The organism is Tundrisphaera macrotermitis (assembly GCF_051175315.1).
Classification (GTDB): domain Bacteria; phylum Planctomycetota; class Planctomycetia; order Isosphaerales; family Isosphaeraceae; genus Tundrisphaera.
Map to the genome: position 1 here is coordinate 6924154 of NZ_CP195100.1, position 16610 is coordinate 6940763.

Annotated in this window: 12 protein-coding genes and 1 pseudogene; 8 read left to right on the forward strand and 5 right to left on the reverse strand. The window is 66.2% G+C overall.

Translation table 11 applies throughout. The annotated features are described in order from the left end of the window. The first annotated feature begins 151 nt into the window (after positions 1–151). Positions 152–1183, forward strand: coding sequence for an ATP-binding protein (locus tag TA3x_RS28005; RefSeq protein WP_435017978.1), 1032 nt, complete (start codon positions 152–154; stop codon positions 1181–1183). 575 nt (positions 1184–1758) lie between these two features. Here TA3x_RS28005 and TA3x_RS28010 read toward each other — a convergent pair. Together TA3x_RS28010 and TA3x_RS28015 are read right to left on the reverse strand one after the other, a co-directional pair. Further along, positions 1759–2157 carry a helix-turn-helix domain-containing protein gene (locus TA3x_RS28010; RefSeq protein WP_435022450.1) on the reverse strand — a complete coding sequence of 133 codons (399 nt, stop codon included), beginning with the start codon at positions 2155–2157 and terminating at the stop codon, positions 1759–1761. Between the two features lie 127 nt (positions 2158–2284). Further along, positions 2285–2986: a helix-turn-helix domain-containing protein gene (locus TA3x_RS28015; protein ID WP_435017979.1), complete on the reverse strand. Its 702-nt coding sequence runs from the start codon at positions 2984–2986 to the stop codon at positions 2285–2287. Between the two features lie 222 nt (positions 2987–3208). Here TA3x_RS28015 and TA3x_RS28020 point away from each other — a divergent pair, with 222 nt between their 5' ends. From TA3x_RS28020 to TA3x_RS28050, 7 genes and pseudogenes are all read left to right on the forward strand, one after another. Further along, positions 3209–3946 carry a hypothetical protein gene (locus TA3x_RS28020; RefSeq protein WP_435017980.1) on the forward strand — a complete coding sequence of 246 codons (738 nt, stop codon included), beginning with the start codon at positions 3209–3211 and terminating at the stop codon, positions 3944–3946. 192 nt (positions 3947–4138) lie between these two features. Beyond that, the gene (locus TA3x_RS28025; RefSeq protein ID WP_435017981.1) at positions 4139–5059 is read left to right on the forward strand and encodes a DNA-methyltransferase; all 921 of its coding nucleotides are present in this window, start codon (positions 4139–4141) and stop codon (positions 5057–5059) included. A gap of 45 nt (positions 5060–5104) precedes the next feature. After that, a pseudogene (locus tag TA3x_RS28030) lies at positions 5105–5308 on the forward strand (helix-turn-helix domain-containing protein); the annotation flags it as partial. Positions 5309–5500: 192 nt separating this feature from the next. After that, positions 5501–5830, forward strand: coding sequence for a hypothetical protein (locus TA3x_RS28035; protein ID WP_435022485.1), 330 nt, complete (start codon positions 5501–5503; stop codon positions 5828–5830). Further along, positions 5827–6066: a hypothetical protein gene (locus TA3x_RS28040; RefSeq protein ID WP_435017982.1), complete on the forward strand. Its 240-nt coding sequence runs from the start codon at positions 5827–5829 to the stop codon at positions 6064–6066. Before TA3x_RS28035 ends, TA3x_RS28040 begins: the two co-directional genes overlap by 4 nt. A gap of 365 nt (positions 6067–6431) precedes the next feature. Then, on the forward strand, positions 6432–7010 hold the full coding sequence (locus TA3x_RS28045) for a helix-turn-helix domain-containing protein (RefSeq protein ID WP_435017983.1): 579 nt from the start codon (positions 6432–6434) through the stop codon (positions 7008–7010). Further along, complete coding sequence (locus TA3x_RS28050; RefSeq protein ID WP_435017984.1) at positions 6970–8118, forward strand: site-specific integrase; 1149 nt, start codon at positions 6970–6972, stop codon at positions 8116–8118. The genes TA3x_RS28045 and TA3x_RS28050 overlap by 41 nt, the downstream gene beginning before the upstream one ends. Before the next feature lie 559 nt (positions 8119–8677). On the opposite strand, the gene TA3x_RS28055 is transcribed toward TA3x_RS28050, so the two are convergent. The 3 genes from TA3x_RS28055 to TA3x_RS28065 all read right to left on the reverse strand — a co-directional run bounded on the left by TA3x_RS28055 (position 8678) and on the right by TA3x_RS28065 (position 16466). Continuing rightward, positions 8678–8854 (reverse strand): hypothetical protein, encoded by a 177-nt coding sequence (locus tag TA3x_RS28055; protein ID WP_435017985.1) that lies wholly within the window; start codon positions 8852–8854, stop codon positions 8678–8680. 448 nt (positions 8855–9302) lie between these two features. Further along, positions 9303–13766 carry a kelch repeat-containing protein gene (locus TA3x_RS28060; protein ID WP_435017986.1) on the reverse strand — a complete coding sequence of 1488 codons (4464 nt, stop codon included), beginning with the start codon at positions 13764–13766 and terminating at the stop codon, positions 9303–9305. Positions 13767–14567: 801 nt separating this feature from the next. Continuing rightward, positions 14568–16466 (reverse strand): FG-GAP repeat domain-containing protein, encoded by a 1899-nt coding sequence (locus TA3x_RS28065; protein ID WP_435022452.1) that lies wholly within the window; start codon positions 16464–16466, stop codon positions 14568–14570. Positions 16467–16610 lie beyond the last annotated feature (144 nt).

Here is a 16610-nt window from a genome sequence, read left to right on the forward strand (position 1 = left end):
GATGTTGCGGTTCGTGGATTCCAAAGGTGGCCTATCCCTTTCTTTTTCGGGCCGGTAAGGTTCCGCCCCGAGAGTCGAGACACGGCAACACGGGAGGGCGTCCTCCAAGTCTCAAGTCTCACCTAGCCCTGCACCATGGAATATGCGACCGATGGCCAAGCCAATCTTCGTCCCCACCTACAAGCTCCTGAGGCGTCATTGCCAGGCGTTCGCTGAGGGCAAATTCGAGAGCCTGATCATCGTGGGGCCTCCCGGCGTGGGCAAGAGCACCGCCCTCGCCGGACTGCTCCCCGACTTTCCCACCGAGGCCGACGGCGGCCCGAGCGTCGATGAGATGAGGAAGCGGAAGGGGCACGCACGATGGATCAACAGCCGAGCGACCGGCATCCAAGTCTACGCCAACCTCTATCGGTACAGGGACGCCCCAATCATCTTCGATGACGTCGATCAGTTGTACAAGGACAAGCAGGCGGTCGCCGTCTTGAAGGCCGCCACCGACAGCCGCCGCATCCGCAAGGTGGCCTGGCACTCGACGAGCAGGGAGCTTTCCGCCCAGGGCATCCCCAGGGAGTTCGACACGAAGTCCCAGGTCTGCATCGTGGCCAACGAATGGGAGGGCCTCGACAAGAACTTGGGGGCTCTCGAAGACCGGGGCATCCTGCTCCGGTTCGCCCCGCCCCCGGCCGAGGTCCACATCGAGGCCGGCAACTGGTTCAAGGACGAGGCCGTCTACGAGTTCATCGGGGAGCGGCTCGGCCGCATCCACCAGCACAGCCAGCGGCTCTACGTTCACGCCCAGAAGTTCAGGAAGGCGAAGCTGGATTGGAAATCCTGGATCGAAGAGCAGATCCAGCCGCCGGACCATCTGAAGATCCTCGACGAGATCCGCAACGATGCCGGCCTGCTCGCCGAGTCCGAGCGGTTCGCCAGGTTCCACTCGCTGACCGGGATGTCGAGGGCGACCTACTTCCGCTACGTGGCGGAATTGAGGGACCGGGATCGGGCGGCCGGTCTGATCGTCGCCAGGAGGGCGAGGCCGAGGAGGGCCGCCAAGGGAGCAGCCCCGCAAGCCGTGGAGATCACCGCCTCGCAAGCCGAGGAAGCGGCCCATCCTGTCGAGGGGGTAGCGTTCTCGCAGGTCGAGGGGGTAGCGTTCTCGCAGGTCGAGGAAGTCATGGCCTGAAAGTCTCAAGTCTCACGAGAAGGAGAATGTCGTCGGAGATGGGGCCGGGGTGGTCTCCTCACCCCGGACTCGGGCTCCCCTCGGGGGCGAGTCGCCGAACCGGGCTCCAGCGAGGACGATCCCGGCTTGTCGCCGTTGGATTCTTTCACATTGCGAAAAACTCCATGCACCATGCCGAGGGGCACCCGGAGGTGTGGCATCCCGCTAAATCTGCGTCATCCGACACCATGAGTCGGAGCACCCTGGATGATACGCTCGGCATCTCCCGGTGTCAGTCTGGCATCCAGGGGGCCGCAGTCCAGGGCCGAATCCAACTGATTGGTGACGATCTCGGCAGCCCTGGCAAGTAGGGGATGGGGCAGGACTCGCTCCCAAAGTGGGAGTGGTTCCATCAGGCAAGCGGGGAACTGATCGAGGCTAACTTTCCGCTCCTCGCCCGAATCCAGGTGCTTCGGATGGAGCTTGAGGAGGGACTGATTGCATCGCTCGACTTACGGCCATGATCGATCGAGATAGCACCTCTCGCTGTCCTCATTTGGGCAGCAGGTCCACGGTCAGACCCTTGCCCGGGGCGCCTACAGCCCCTCCGAGGCCGAGTCGGGACTTTCGGGTGCCCCGGAGATTGTCCGGTGGATGTTGACCTCTCCGGTGGGGCGTCGAACCGACGAGCGTAGTTCCGCCCGCCTCACCCTGGCCCGCAACTTTCGGACCTTGCGATCGGAGTAGAGCGACAGCCCAAGCGCCTCGCACAGGCGGTCCGCCACGACAAGCGTGAGGCCCCGCTCACCCTTGACAAACCGCATCACGCCCTGGGAGGCCACACCCGCCCGCTTGGCCAACTCGTTGTGGCTGAGGCCGGAGGCTTCGATCGCCCGCCTAAGCACGTCGGCGAGGGAACGACGGGCATCCCCTTCCTCCCGTGTCGGCTGGTTATTCACGGGATGGGCCCTCTTTTTCCATTCATAAAAGTTCATGCTTTGTAGGTTAAATCGATGGACAACGACGACGAAATCGGATTGATGCAACCAATCATTGTGCCGATTGGCACTAAGAGTATTTGCATCCTGGTGAGAGTATCCGAGGTTTTGGCGTCAGATGGCGTCAGCCAATCCATTCCTCCATGTCGTCTTCGGGATCGGGTTCGGGGTCGGGCAGGCTCGAAAACCAACGATACAAATCATTTGTGTCGAGGATCGCCCCGAGGGAGCCGATGCAGATCGGGTCGTTATTTTGGGTGACAAGATATCTCAGGAAGCCGGGCAAATGCTCGTGGGCCATCAATTGCTCGCTCCTCGGGTTCATCTCCAGGATCGACAGCACCAAACATTGGACGGCGACCCGCTGCTTGTCGCTTCCGTCCGCTTTGACCTCCATCAGGAAGGCGTACAGGGGGAAGTATCGCCGGGTGCGATTGAGGATGTCGCTCCAGACAGGATGGTAAAGGGAGGCGAGCGGCGCCTTGTCGTCGAGTTGGATCAGGAATAATTTGCACCTGAGAATATCGATTGTATCGAAGGATCGACGCCTGACAGTCACAGGCTCGGGACGGGTCGGGGGCGGCGCAACCTCCGGTACCTTCTTGGGAAGCAAGGTCAGCCCGAGTACCTCGCACAGCTTGTCCACGGTCTCCGTCGTCAATCCCCTCTCGCCCGAGAGGAAGCGATTGATCGCCTGACGTGCGACCCCGGTGCGCCTCGATAGCTCGCTGATCGAGATGCCCGAATCCCTGATCGCCCTCCTGAGCGATCCGCTCACCCCAGGGGCCTGATCATCGCCACCTTCGCCCGTTGTCGTTCCTGGCATCGTCCGAATCCCAGCGGTCGGGGAATGATTCACTGACAGTCTTGCACGAGATCGTGGCCACCGCCAGCCGGCCTGCTGGCCGTCTTCGTCACCCCCGACAGGGCCGCCGGGATAGGGGCACTGTCCAGCAATCGTCCTAACACTCCCAGACCGACCCCTCCGGCCCGTCGCCGGGGGCCGATCACTCGTACCCCGTCACCCCTCGGATCAGGAGCTTCTGTCATGATCAACGACCAGACCGCCACCGCCACGATCGAGATGCCCGTCGCCCCCGCCGTCCTCGGCGAGGGCTCCACGGACGAACAGCTTATCGCCGCCGCCCGCAAGTACGCCAGGTCCGTGGACGGCCACGTCCGGGCGATCCTCGACCGGAAGCGACGGGTCATCCAGGACTTCCACCGACTGGGCGAGATGCTGGTCTATCTGTACCGCCGTCGGTCGATGGGCGACTGGGGGAAGACGCTGGGTGAGATCGGGGTCGGCACCACGACCGACAGCTACGCCCGAAAGTTCTTCAACGCCGTGACCTTCGAGCGGCTCGACGAATTCTCGTCCAAGACCGAGGCCCTGGAGAAGCTCGGCATCCTGAATCGGAAGCCCAAGGCCCAGCCCGAGTCGAAGCCCGGCACGGGGCCCGAGGCCACCTCGGCCACAACGGACCCGGCGGCCGCCCAGAACCCGGACGCCAAGTCCGAGCGGACCCAGCGGGCGGAGACCACTGAGGAGACGGCCGAACCCGCCCCGAAACCAGCCCGGAACGCCGGGAATAGGCATCCTAGCAAGCTCATCACCCCCTTGGCGCCCCCGACGTCAAAGGATCTGCTGGCCAAGGTCGTGCGAGCCCTGGAGGAGGTCGGCCAGGTCGGCGGAATGGATGCCGAAGCCCTCGACCTCCTGGACCGGGCGTCCGGCCTGCTCGTCGCCCTTCGGGAGTCCGTCATCCGGCGAGACGCAGCATGAGGTGATTATCGCACCGAATGAGCCACCATCGGCCTCAAGAATAAGTCGGCGACCGCAACGGACCTCGGGGCCAACCCCGAGGTCCGTTCGTGTTTCCACCTCCCCTACGACCGACTCTGCCATCCGAGCCACCCGGGGCACCAGCCGGGCGGCTCGACCCAATTCTGGTGCCCGGCAACTCCGAGATTCCCTATGACCAGCCGCCCCGCCCCGATCAAGCCCGTCGCCACCCGTCGTCCCGCCTGCTTCGAAGTGCAAGAGAACCTTTGCCCGGTGCGCAACCGGATCAAGTGCATGGACGCCGTGGACGGGATGCGGGCACTCCCCGACAACTGCATCCCCCTGATCGTGACCTCGCCTCCGTACGACTCGATCCGATCATACGGCGGCCACCTCTGGGACTTCGAGAAGTTCATGCTGCTCGCCCGTGAGCTTTGGAGGGTGGCGATGCCCGGCGGGATCGTCTGCTGGAACGTCCAGGACCAGATCGTCCGGGGCGACCAGACGGGCAGCGGTTTCATGCAGGTCTCGTACTTCAAGCGACTCGGATTCAGGCTCCACAACACGCTCATCGTCGAGAAGCAGGTCTGCCGTGGGACCAGCCGGAACCGCTACGGGGTCGCCCCCGAGTTCGTGTTCGTCCTCAGCAAGGGGAGGCCCCGGACCGTGGACCTCATCCGGGACAAGGCTAACAAGTACGCCGGGCGGATGATGAGGTTCTCGGCCCGCACCAAGGACGGGCAGATCAGCCACACGAAGCAGGTCCTGATCAAGCCCTATGGCGTCCGGCCGCATGTCTGGCGGTACACGTCAGGGAGCCGGGCGACGGCGACGGATCGCTATGCCTTCGAGCACCCGGCGCTCATGCCGGAGTTGCTCGCCCGTGACCTGATCCTCTCCTGGTCCCGCCCCTTGGACGTCGTTCTCGACCCTTTGGCCGGGGCGGCGACCACCTGCAAGATGGCCCTTCTGATGGACAGATACTACCTCGGATTCGAGGTCCACGAGCCGTACCACCGGCTGGCCGAGCGACGGCTGTCAGACGCCCTGATGGAATATCGGAGGCGGCTACTCGACCTTTCGGAATGTGATCGTTCGGCTACCAACTCATAGGCAAGGACATTTCGAGCAATTTGTCCCTACTTCGGAGGCTCCGAGATGCCCAGAACAACTACCTTCCGGTGGAACCCGACGGTGCCCTTCGACGTGGCCACCGACCCGAGTTTGGGCGCCAACGCCAAGGCGGTGTATCTCTGCCTGTGTCACCATGCGGGCGCCAAAAATCACTGCTGGCCGAGTGATCGCCGACTGGTGGACGAGACGGGCCTCAGCATCGCCACGCTCCAGCGTGCCCTGCGTGAGTTGGAGGGCAAGAGGGGTGAGCCTCGGTCTCCCCTGATCGAGCGTAGGACGAACCGCCACGGCCGAGTGATCCGCTTGATCAGTCGTGATCAGACCACGCCACCATCGACCACCCCTGATCAGCCACGATCAGCCGAGGGATCTCGGGTGATCAGTCGGACGCTCCCCCCTGATCAGAATGGCTCATCACCCGTGAGCAGAGAAGAAGCTGAGATTAATGCTCGAAAGAAACAACAACACCAAGATCCCGGGGGCAATCAATGTGTTGTTGTTTCCTCGGGTTCGATCAAGGACGGGATGGACTTGGATGCGGATTTTGCTGTATGGCAGGCCGCCAACCCTGATCTCGAACTCACGGACTGGGAGTTAGGGTTCGATGATCGGCCACTCCCCTACGTCTACCCGAACGGCGTCCAATCCACCATTCCGTTGGGCGATTGGAATGAGGAATACATTCGAAACCTCCTACACGCCTTCGGTGATGAGGTGATAAGGGTATTCGATAGGAGGCGCAGGAGGTGAAGCAGGCGATGAACGATGATGCCCCACAAGAGAGCGAACTGGACGGGATAGATGCGTACTGGGAGGACCCCTCCCGGAGCGAGAGGGAGTCGTTCGACGAGGAGGCGATCGAGGCGTCCCCGCATTGGGACGAGATCCGAAGCCTGAGCCCCCAGTCCCCGATCTTCCCGGGCCTGAAGTCAGCCGCCCGCTGGGAACACGTCCGGCGGAAGCTCGGGATGGAAGTCCGGGGCTAAGGCCAGGGGGCCTCTTTCCAGGGACGAGCCTCCGCACCACATCCGAAGTGTCAGGACCCCGGCAGGGAGCCGGGACCTGGGCGTATGGGCTTGGCGCCACTCAATGCCGTGGCGATCCGATCCGTGAAGACGGGCCAGTCGAGATCGGCCGACTCATCGATCTGCTTTTCAAGTTCCCGTGCGGATCAATAACGCACACCAGGATCGGGACGATCGCCCGCCGACGGTCGGCACAGGCGCCATGCTTCCGCTCATAACCTCATCGCCCCGACACCTAAAGAGCGATCGGCAAGTTCACTCCCGATCTGGAGGGCCTTACGCCCGCCGCAACTCTGTTGAAACCCAAACCTAAGGAGCACCCAACGATGAACGACTCGGAAGACGAGGAAGGCCCCTTCGAGGAGGACGATCTATGCAGCGTGATCGATAGGGAGCATCCGGGTGGCTGGGCGGCGTATTGCAGTGAACGGAAAGACCAGGAGCAACGGGAGAGGGAACTCGAAGCACGATCGCCCTGGAGGAGGCTCGAAAAGCGGATCGGCAAGCTGGCCTACGAGGCGGGGATCGAGCCGGAACTGGCTCGCAAGCTGGTGGAGGAACGCCTGGCCGTCGAGATCGCCGAGGCCGTCGTGGACGAGTTCCGCCGGGAGGCCGGGCATTTGGCGAGCCGGAGCTTGGAGATCGGCCTCGTGACGGATGGTGAGGTAGGAAACAGGCGGGGCCCAGAGCCAAGAGTATCGACACCCTATCTAGATGTGGACCAGGCCGCCTCATACTTGAAGAAAACCCCCAAGGCGATCTACGGCCTGATCGAGCGTGGAAGACTCAAGAAGATGCCCGGGTCCCGTGTCTGTTACTTCACCCGAGAGATGCTCGACGAATTCCTGAAAGGGGAGACCGACAATGGCCGAGGTGTGCGTCCTGGCCGACGGACGAAGGGTTAAATACAGTCTTAAGCAGCGAGAACGTGACCCTTGCTACCTCGTGACGTTCCGGGGCCCGGATGGAAAGCCGAAGGAGAGATCAACCCAGGAGCGCAACAAGAAACGGGCCGCCGAATCGGCGATCGCAGTGATCCGCTCGGCCTACGAGCCGAAGGCTACCCCCTCCGATATCTCCTGGGAGGAGGCCATCGCTCGGATGGTCGAGCACATGCAAGGGCATAATCTTCGCCCGCAAACCATCAAGTCGTATAGGGCCTCGATCAAGATCCTGAGGGATGTGTATCCGAACTTGCACGGCCCGGCCGGGATGACCCCCACAATGGCAGAGAGGTTCAAGGTGACTCGCCTCAAGAGTCGGCGGCCGAACACGGTCAAAGGCGATCTGAACGAGTTGTCCATCGTCTACGGACGATGGTGGGTCGAAATTTGCAAAATCCTGGCCTCGAACCCGTTCGCCGACGTCGAGCCGCCGAAAGTAGACAAGCCCGAGCCGATCGTCCTCACCATCGATGAACAACGGGAATTCCTTTCTTGGCTCTCGGATCGCTGGGGAGGGTGGCGTCTACCGTCGCTGTTCCTGGAGGTGAAGGTGGCGGTTGGGTGTCGCATCTACGAATTGGCCAGCCTGCCCAGATCCGCCCTCCAGGATGGCCGGCTCGTCTTCGAAGCTCTGACGGCCAAGGGCCGGAAGACCCGCCGGTCGAAACCACCCAAGATCCTGTTCGACGAACTCTCGGCCGTGGCAGGACCGACCTTCGTGTTCGAGAGCTTCAGCGAGCGACTCCGGTCGATCCATCGGGGCCGTGGGAGGCAAGATCATGTCTCCAGCCTCAGGGGGTTCGCCCCGGAGCGCTTGGTCGCATGGCTGGAAGATGAGGTCGAGAAATACCGCTCGGCCCATCCCGAAAGGCGGCGATTCAAATTGCACAATTTCAGGGGCACTGCAATGAGCCGGGCCAAGCTCGCCGGGGTCGCCTATGACGATGCAGCCGTTGCCTTCGGCTGCCATCCTGAGACCATGAGGAGGCATTACATCCACCTTGATGAAACCCTCATCAGTGATTCGGTTATGGATCGTCTCAACGGCGTTGATGAGCCGCAAAGATGACTTCCTGACCTAGAGGTTTAAGAGATGGGGAGATTTTCGGGAGAAGACAATACCACTCTCGTGCGGACACAACGCAAAGCATTTTCAGGAATAGACTTGGAGACATAGACCAGGCGATCGGGAGAGGACTTAAAATCCTCCGGGGGGGAACCCCCGTGCCGGTTCGAGTCCGGCCGCCGGCACTCAATGACAGCACCCGACAGGCCCCGAACGGCGGGTGTCGCCCTCGAACCTGGAGATTTTGAAGTCCCGGGAACTTCCCGATCTCACGATCGATTGGAGTTGGCCTCTGTGAGGCCGACCGGGATGCAGCGGGCACGACGGAAAGCGTGCGTCTCGACCTTGAGATGCGGCGGGCTCACCGGCGGCCGGCCTCGAAGAGGCCAGCGACAACAAACCGCGAATCTCCAGATTCGAGGGTTACACCCCCGAACGGCCACGTCTCATATGGGCTTTAATTTAACATTGCGCTTTCTTTCCATGTCAGATAGGATGCGGCGCATACCGGCTTGAGCCACTCGGCATCGGAGCCTACACCATCATCGCCGAGCAGGCCGCCTCATTCTACGCTTCCCAATCCGCATAGGACCGGATCGACCCGCACCGAGTGCACGTCCGCGACCAACCCGGTGGAGAACTGCTCCAGGAACAGGTTGATCGTCGGGGTGTCATGGTGAGGCATCACGATGCCGGCCGCCGCGCCGGTGGCCGGGCACGCCGCGGCGATCTGAGGCACGGTACGCTCTTGGGCGGCCAGGATGACCGATCGGATCCGACGGAAGCGACGCTTGCCCGATGCGCATCGGCCAGGCGGCGAGGTGTCCGGCCGTCAGGCGATCCGTGACCTGCATCGGGGTGACCTCCGGGGTCACCTTCCATCATGATCTCGCCATGAATCGAGCGCAAATGGGCGAGCGGCGAGATCGTCGAAGTCGTAGGACTCTCGCATGATCCCGCCCCCGAGACGACGAAGCACCAAGAATCAAGATGCCCGCCGCTCCATCATGATGGAGCGGCGGGCATCTTGGCGATGAGTTCCGGGCCCGGCCATCTCGGGCTGCAGGACGCCGATGGGAGGATGCGATCCCGGCGCGATGAGGTCGAGCCGGGGACGCAAACATGGCCCTTCCGGCAGGCTTACCGCATGGCGGCCCCGCCGGAAGGGCATCTCTCAGGTGGACGGATCAACCCCTCCGCAGCCTGGGAATCGTGGTCTGGAGGACGTTCCTCACATACCGGCGGAAACGGCCGGTGTAGGCTTGCGGCTGGCCATCGACGAACGTGACGGCCGGCGAACGACCGGGGATCGACAGGGCCGTCCAGCGAACCTTGGTTTTGAACGCGGTCCCGGGCTGCCCGATCCCCCTGCCATCCAGTCGGTTGCCGGATCGGTCGCTCAGGCGGGGAGAGACCGTGAGGTTGTAGGCGCGGGCCAGCCGCAGGCCCCTCGCCGTCACGATCCTCACGGTGTTCGTGGCCTCATCGTAGACGACCCGCTTGATGGCGATGCGGCGGCCGTTCCGGCGGGTGATCCGATAGTTGCTCCGGTCCAGCGCGGAGGCCACGTCGAGCGGGCCGTCGAATTTGAGTTCCAGCACGGCCCTGCGGGCCCTGATCCCGAAGCGGCTCAGGCCGATGACCTTGGGCCCTTCCACGCTGACCGTCGGGCCGACGACCACCGGTTGGCCGGGGGGCGTCGGGGTGGGTTGGCCGGGGGGCGTCGGGGTGGGATTGCCCGGGTTCGGAGAGGGCGTCGAGGGCGACTGGGCGTCCAGGTTGAAGCCGACCGTCGCCTGGCTCGCGGAGGAGCCCGCATCGCCCGAGAAGACGGCCCGGAACGAGTGCTGGCCGAGGGGGAGGTCAGCGACGCTGAGGGTCGCGACCCCATCGACGATCGTCGCGATCCCGAGGAGCGTCTCGCCGTCGTAGAACGCCACGGTGCCCGAGACCGCGGGGCTGCCCGGCGAGGTCGCGAAGACCCGGGCGGAGAGCGTCACCTCCCGGCCGTTCGCCGTCGCCGTGAGCGCGACGGCGGTGGTCGCGGGCGTGACCGAGGTCGGCGATGGGGCCTGCGAGTCGGCGGCCAAATTATTGCCGTCGCCCGAATAGACGGACCGGAAGGCGTGGTTGCCCGGGGCGAGGGTGGCGATCGTGAACCGGGCGAAGGCCGTGCCGCCCGCCTCCGAGACGACCAGGGGGGCGGAGCCGAGATACACCTCGCCGTCGTAGAAGTCGACCATGCCCAGCACGGCCCCGGCGAGGGCCCCCGGCACCGTGTACGACGCCGTGAGGGTCAGCGGCTGCCCGAAGAACGGTTGTTCGGGCGAGGAGGTCAGGGGGCCGGCGATCGGCTGCGCCCGGGCGACCGAGAAGGATTGGGTGGCGGCGACGTCCGGGGCCTCCGGGTTGGCCACGCGGATCGACTGGGCCCCCGCCGTCCGGAAGCCGATGACGAACGTCCCCACGCCGTTGACCAGGACGGGCTCGGCCGGGAGGATGGCGTTCGGGTCGGTGCTGGTGATCTGGACGGGCCCGGAGTAGCCGGTCGCCACGTTGCCGAAGGCGTCGTAGGCGGTGACGACGATGGTCCCGGTCCCGCCCACGGTCCCCCCGGTCACGCCGGAGACCACGAACGAGGTCGCCGGGCCGGCGACGAGGGCGACCGCGCCGTCGGCCCCGACGGAAGGCGTGAGCGGCCGGCCGAGCACGTCGATGGTCGTGGAGTCGCCGCTCTGGAGATACCCGCCGACGAGGTAGACCTGCCCGTCGGGGCCGGTCGTCGCGGCCGACCCGTAGTTGCCCACCGCCAGCCCGGCGACCTGCGTCCAGGTGTCGGTCGCCGTGTCATAGGCGTAGACGGTGTCCAGGTAGCCGTCGTCGTTGTAGCCGCCGATGGCGTAGATCCGCCCGTCCGGGCCCCTCGCCGCCGAGAGATAGGCGCTCGGCACGGGCATGCTGGCGACCTGTGCCCAGGTGTCGGTCGCCGGGTCGTAGGCGTAGACCTTGCTCGAATAGCCGTCGTCGTCGTAGCCGCCGATGAAGTAGATCCGCCCGTCCGGGCCGGTCGCCGCGGCCCCGTAGCCAACCCCCACCGGCAGCGGGGCGGCCGTCGACCACGCGCCGGTGGCCGGATCGAAGACCTCCATCGCGTCGGAGTAATTGTCGCCGTCGTAGCCGCCGATGGCGTAGATCCGGCCGTCCGGGCCGGTCGCCGCCGACAGATAATCGCGGCCGGTGGGCATGTCGGCGATCGGGGTCCAGGCGTCGGCGGCCGGGTCGTAGACGTAGGCCGACTTCACGTAATTGGTCGACGAATTATCGCCGCCCATGACGTAAATCTTGCCGTCCAGCCCGGTGGTCGCCGCATGATAGGCGAGTTCGATGGGGAGCGATGCGACCGGGGCGATGGCCTGCGTGGCCGGGTCGTAGGCCAGGACATCCGCGAGGCGGCCATCATCGTCATAGCCGCCGATGATGTAGACCTTGCCGCCGGAAGTCGCCGCCGCGTGGTAATAGAGCCGGTCCCCGAAGTCGTGGACGCTGGCCCAGGTCGCCGGGATCGCCTGGCCCACGATATCGACCGTCACGCGGTAGGATCGGGTCCCCACCTGCGTCGTCTGGCCCGGGCCGCTCGCCGAGACGAGGAACTGGCCGGGGACGTTCGGGTCGGCCGAGATGATGCCGGTGGTCGTCGTGTTGTCGGCCCAGGTGATCGTGGCGACGAAGTCGGAGGCCGTCGCGCCGGGGAAGGTCGGCGCGGTGAACATCGCGACCGGGATGCCGGTCAGAGCCTGGCTGACGACGGCCGTCGGGGACCCGACGGTGATGGTCGGGGGTGCCAGCACGTCGATCGTGGTCGTCGCGGTCGCCGGATCATAGTTGGCGACGTCGTCGGGCGTGAAGGTGACCGAGAGCGTCTGGCCCAGGCCGGCCTGGAGGACCGTGCCCGCCGCCTGGGCGTAGGCGAAGGTGCCCGAGGTCGACGCCGAGGCGTTCAGCTGGATCGCCCCGAGGGGCGTGCCGACGAGGATCGGGCCGGGGATCGCCCAGGCGATCGTCGGGGTGCCCTTGGCGACGCTGAACAGTTCCGAGTCGGTGCCCACCGTATTGATCGGGTTGAAGGCGTCGTTCTGGTTGGACGGGCCGGCGTTGCCCATCGAGTAGATCCGGCCGTCCGGGCCGACCGCACCGCCCACGTAGAGCCGGAAGCTGGGGATGCTCGGCGTCGCGGACCAGGTTCCGGTCGTCGCATCGAAGGCGAAAGCGGAGGTCACCCAGCCGGACTGGTTGTTATACCCGCCGATGCTGTAGATCTTGCCGTCGGGGGCAACGCCCGCGATCATCGCCGCCCGCTGATCCGGCATGTCGACGCCCGCCGACCAGGTGTTGGTGGCCGGGTCGTAGATGTCCACCCGAGTCACCGTGCTGGTGACGTCGTCGCCGCCCAGGGCATAGATCCGGCCGTCCGTGCCGGTCGCCAGGCCCACATTCTGCCGGGCCGTCGGCAGGTTCGCGATGCTCGCCACGCTGTCGGTGGCGGGGTCGTAGGCATACGAGGCCGCCGTGATGACATTCGAGACCGAGCCTCCGACGATATAGATCAGGCCATCGGGGCCCGTGGTCATCCGGAAGTTGCCGTCGGGGACCGCGAGGGCCGCGCCCGTCGACCAGGCATCCGTGGTCGGGTTGTAGACGTCCATCCGCCTGGTCGCGGTGTCCGGATCATAGGCCATGGCATAGATCCGGCCATCCGGGCCGGTGGCCGTCGCGAGGATCTGGTCCTGTCCGGGCAAGGGGGCGCGGGCCGTCCAGGTGTTGGTGGTCGGGTCGAAGGCGTTGACGTTCCGCGTCTGCTGGCCGTAGCTGCCGCCGATCTGGTAGATCTGGCCGCCGGTCGTGGCCGGGGTGACGAAGCCGAGCGCCTCGGGCATGCCGGCGGCCCCCCGCCAGCCATATCCGCCGCCCGACTGGAGCACGGACACGTCCACCTTGAAGGTCAGGTCGCCCGCGGCCGAGTAGGCCGACGGCTTGCTGGCGGTCACGCGAAACAGGCCGGGCGTGACGCCGTCGGCCGTGATCGTGCCGCCGGTGACCTGGCCGTCACCCCAGGTCACCGTGGCGGCGAAGTCCGCCGCCGTCCTCGACGTGTCGGCCTGGAGGAACGTCGCGACCTCGGCGTCGGCGACCGTCGCCCCGACGGAGATCCCCGACGGCGCGATCGCGGTGACGATCGGCTCCGGGATCAGCGCCGAATCGACCGACGAGACCGTCCGGCTGGTGGTCGTGGACAGGTTCGTGATGGTCACGGAGACCTGGTTCATGCCCTGTTTGGCAAACGTGTGCTGGCCGGTCACGTTGAATCGGCCGGGGACGTTCGTGTCCGCGACGATGGACCCCGCCGAGGTCGTCCCGTCGCCCCAGTCGATCTGGGCGGAGTGCCCGCTCGGCGCGGCCTCCGAGTCGGAGAACGTCGCGAGCAGCACCGGCCCGCTCGCGACATTGGTGGCGAACGAGTGGTACTGGCTCATCGCCGAGATGGCCAGCAACTGCCGTTCTTCCAGGTGGTCGAGCGAGGTCAGGAAGTGGGTCCGGGAGCGCCGGGAGGACCGCTGGCGGGATGAACGGGGGGGAATCCTCAGCGAAGGCATGGAGAGTCTCCGAAGCTCAAGGAGGACGACTTGCACTCTGGCGTGTGGACGCGACCCGGCGCGCCGCGCCGACGGACCAGGCCCGGTCTCTCCGAAACCTCTGCGGCGAGGCCGGGCCGGGATGATCGGGGCGTTCAAGATGCGTCGCATTGCCAACCATGGGCACTCCTGAAGAGATAGGACGTGTTTCGGATTCCATGGAAAAAATCCGACCCGGCGGTCCTCCCCAATGACCCTCGACGGGGCCAATCGGAGGCCGTTCGCCTTGCTGGGCTCTCCGGGTGGGCCTCGCGACGGAGCGACGCGCCGCGTCCCCGACCGGGAACCTGGCGACCGGACGAAGTTACGGCCGCCATCGCGGGGCGGAACCGCGGGCGGGAGGAGGCCTTGAAGCGGCCCCGATGGATCGCTCGAATCGAGCCTCGCGGCGCGAAACGCCCGCCTCCCCGGCGATGGGGGAGCGGGCGTCCTCGCTCTACGTCGCGAAGCGGCACGCGATCCAGGTCCAGGTCGTCACGGCCCGCCGCACCAGGCCGCGCGGCCCCGGCCGGAAGTCGCAACGCCTGCGGATCGCGGCGGCGTCCGGGCCGTTCCCGGGCGATGTCCACGACAAGACAGTCCATGACGGGATGAAGGAGGTCACCCCGCCCGATGCGAGGCGGATGGGCGGCACGGCCCGCCTCGGAACGCCGCTCTCGACCCCGGCCCGCAAGCCCAGACGAGCGGGGCATCGCGGTCGGCTTCGAGGCGGACGCCGGCGGCGGGGTCGATCAGGGTGCCGCCCCGGCCGGGGCCCCGGGACTATTTCGCCCGGGGGTTCTTCAGGTAATAGAACCGCCCGTCCTCGGCCCCGCCGAGGAAGTCGGGGATCCCGTCGCCGTCGAAGTCGACGACCGTGGGGCTGACGTCGTGGCCTTCGATGTTGGTCTCGGACAGGAGCCCGGCGTCCCGGAACCTCCAGCGGCCGTCGGCGGAGTCGACCTGGCGGAGGAGCCGCGCGTTGGCGGCGTTGAGCAGGATGTCGAGCTTGCCGTCGCCGTCCCAATCCACGATGCAGAGCTTGCGGCGGCCGCTCTTGCCCGCGGCGCCGGGGTTCAGGCGCAGGGGTTGCCCGGCCTCATCGTCGAACACCCGCCTGGGGGGCAGGAGCACCAGGGCCCCATCACGTCGCGTCCTTTCGAAGAAGGCGAGGTAGCCCTCGTGGTCCAGCATGACCAGGTCCGCCAGGCCGTCGGCGTTCCAGTCGACGGCGCAGGGCGTGGTCCGCCATTGCGTCAGGAGGGCCTTGCCCTCCGGCCGGAGCCAGCCCCAGGCCAGCGACGGCTGCGGGCCGTCCCACTCCACCTCGACGGGTTGCGCCGGGGCGAGCGACGGCGCAACCCGCGTGCCGATGTTCCGATACCACTGGACCTTGCCCCAGATCGAGTTGACGACGAGGTCGGGCAGGCCGTCGCCGTCCCAGTCGGCGACCACCGGCGCGGTGTAGCCCCATTTGGCCTCGCACGGGCCCTGGATGCTGCCGTTCGGCCCGGCCATGATCCGGATCACCTGGCCCCCGGCCTCGATCAACTTCGGCCGGTTCCACCTCGGCCGCTCCACGCCGGGCCCGCTCAGGTTCTCGATGAAGCCGATGTAGCCGGCCGTGTTGCCCGAGATCAGGTCGACGTCCCCGTCGCCGTCCCAATCGAAGCCGAACGGCGTGGCCAGGGCGCCGAACTTCACGTCGTCGGCCTCCTGCCGGAAGTAGCGAGGGGGGAGGAACTGCGGCGTGCGGTCGGCCTGCGTCCGGCCCGTGTTCTCCACGAAGGCGACGCGGCCGTCCTCGTCGCCGACGATCAGGTCGGCGTCGCCGTCGCCGTCCCAGTCGACGGCCGTGGGCGTGATCATCTCCAGGTCCATGACGAGCGGCCTGCCGTCGGGGGCCGCCAGCCGGCGTTCGGCCGCGTACTCGGGGCGGGTCCGCGTGCCCGCATTCTCGAAGTAGGTGAAGCCATCGAGGAACTCGCCGCAGAGCAGGTCGAGGTCGCCGTCGCCGTCGAAGTCGGCGAAGTTGGGAGACGGCCAGCCGAACACCTCCGCCGGCCTCCCCCCCGCCATCACCTTCGCGGGCGGCTCGTACCGGGGCGCATCGGTCGTGCCGGCGTTGCGGGCGAGGTAGACGAAGCCCCGCAGCGGCCCGCGCGTCCATCGGCCGGAGGGGTCGTAGGCATTGTCCCAGCCGTAGTCGGTCCAGTCATCGGCCCCGACGACCAGGTCCAGGGCCCCGTCGCCGTCGTAATCGACATACCGCCAGAAGTTGCCGCGGACCTTGTTGGGGTGGACGTTGGGGGGAACCGGCAGCTTCCGGGGCTTTTCCAGGCCCGAGCCCCGGAAGTCGGGATACTCGAACCCGGGCGAGAGGACGCGCGGGCGGCCATCGACGAGGCTCACCTGGACGTTCTGGAGTCCTTTGCCGATCCGCCGCGCCGGCGGGAACACCGGCATCGTCCCGCCCGCGGCCCCGGGTCCGGGGTTCGTGAACACGTAGGTGCCGTTGTAGGGCTTGTCCGGGCAGACGACCACGAGGTCGAGCCGGCCATCCCCGTCGGCATCCATTGGGAGGGGCCAGGCCCAGAGCCCGACGCCCAGGTCGACCACCAGGCCCGGGTGGTTGTACTTCAGCCGCTCCAGGTCCCCGGCCAGGACGCATCCCGGCCCCATCGCCAGACACAACCAGGCCAACGCGGTCCGCACGGAAAAGTCCTCCCGGGCCAGAGGTGGGTCGATCGCGAATCCTCGGATGTTAGCAGCCCGAGCGGATCGCCGCGATACACCGGGGCGTGAGAAAGGTTGTTGGGATGGTGG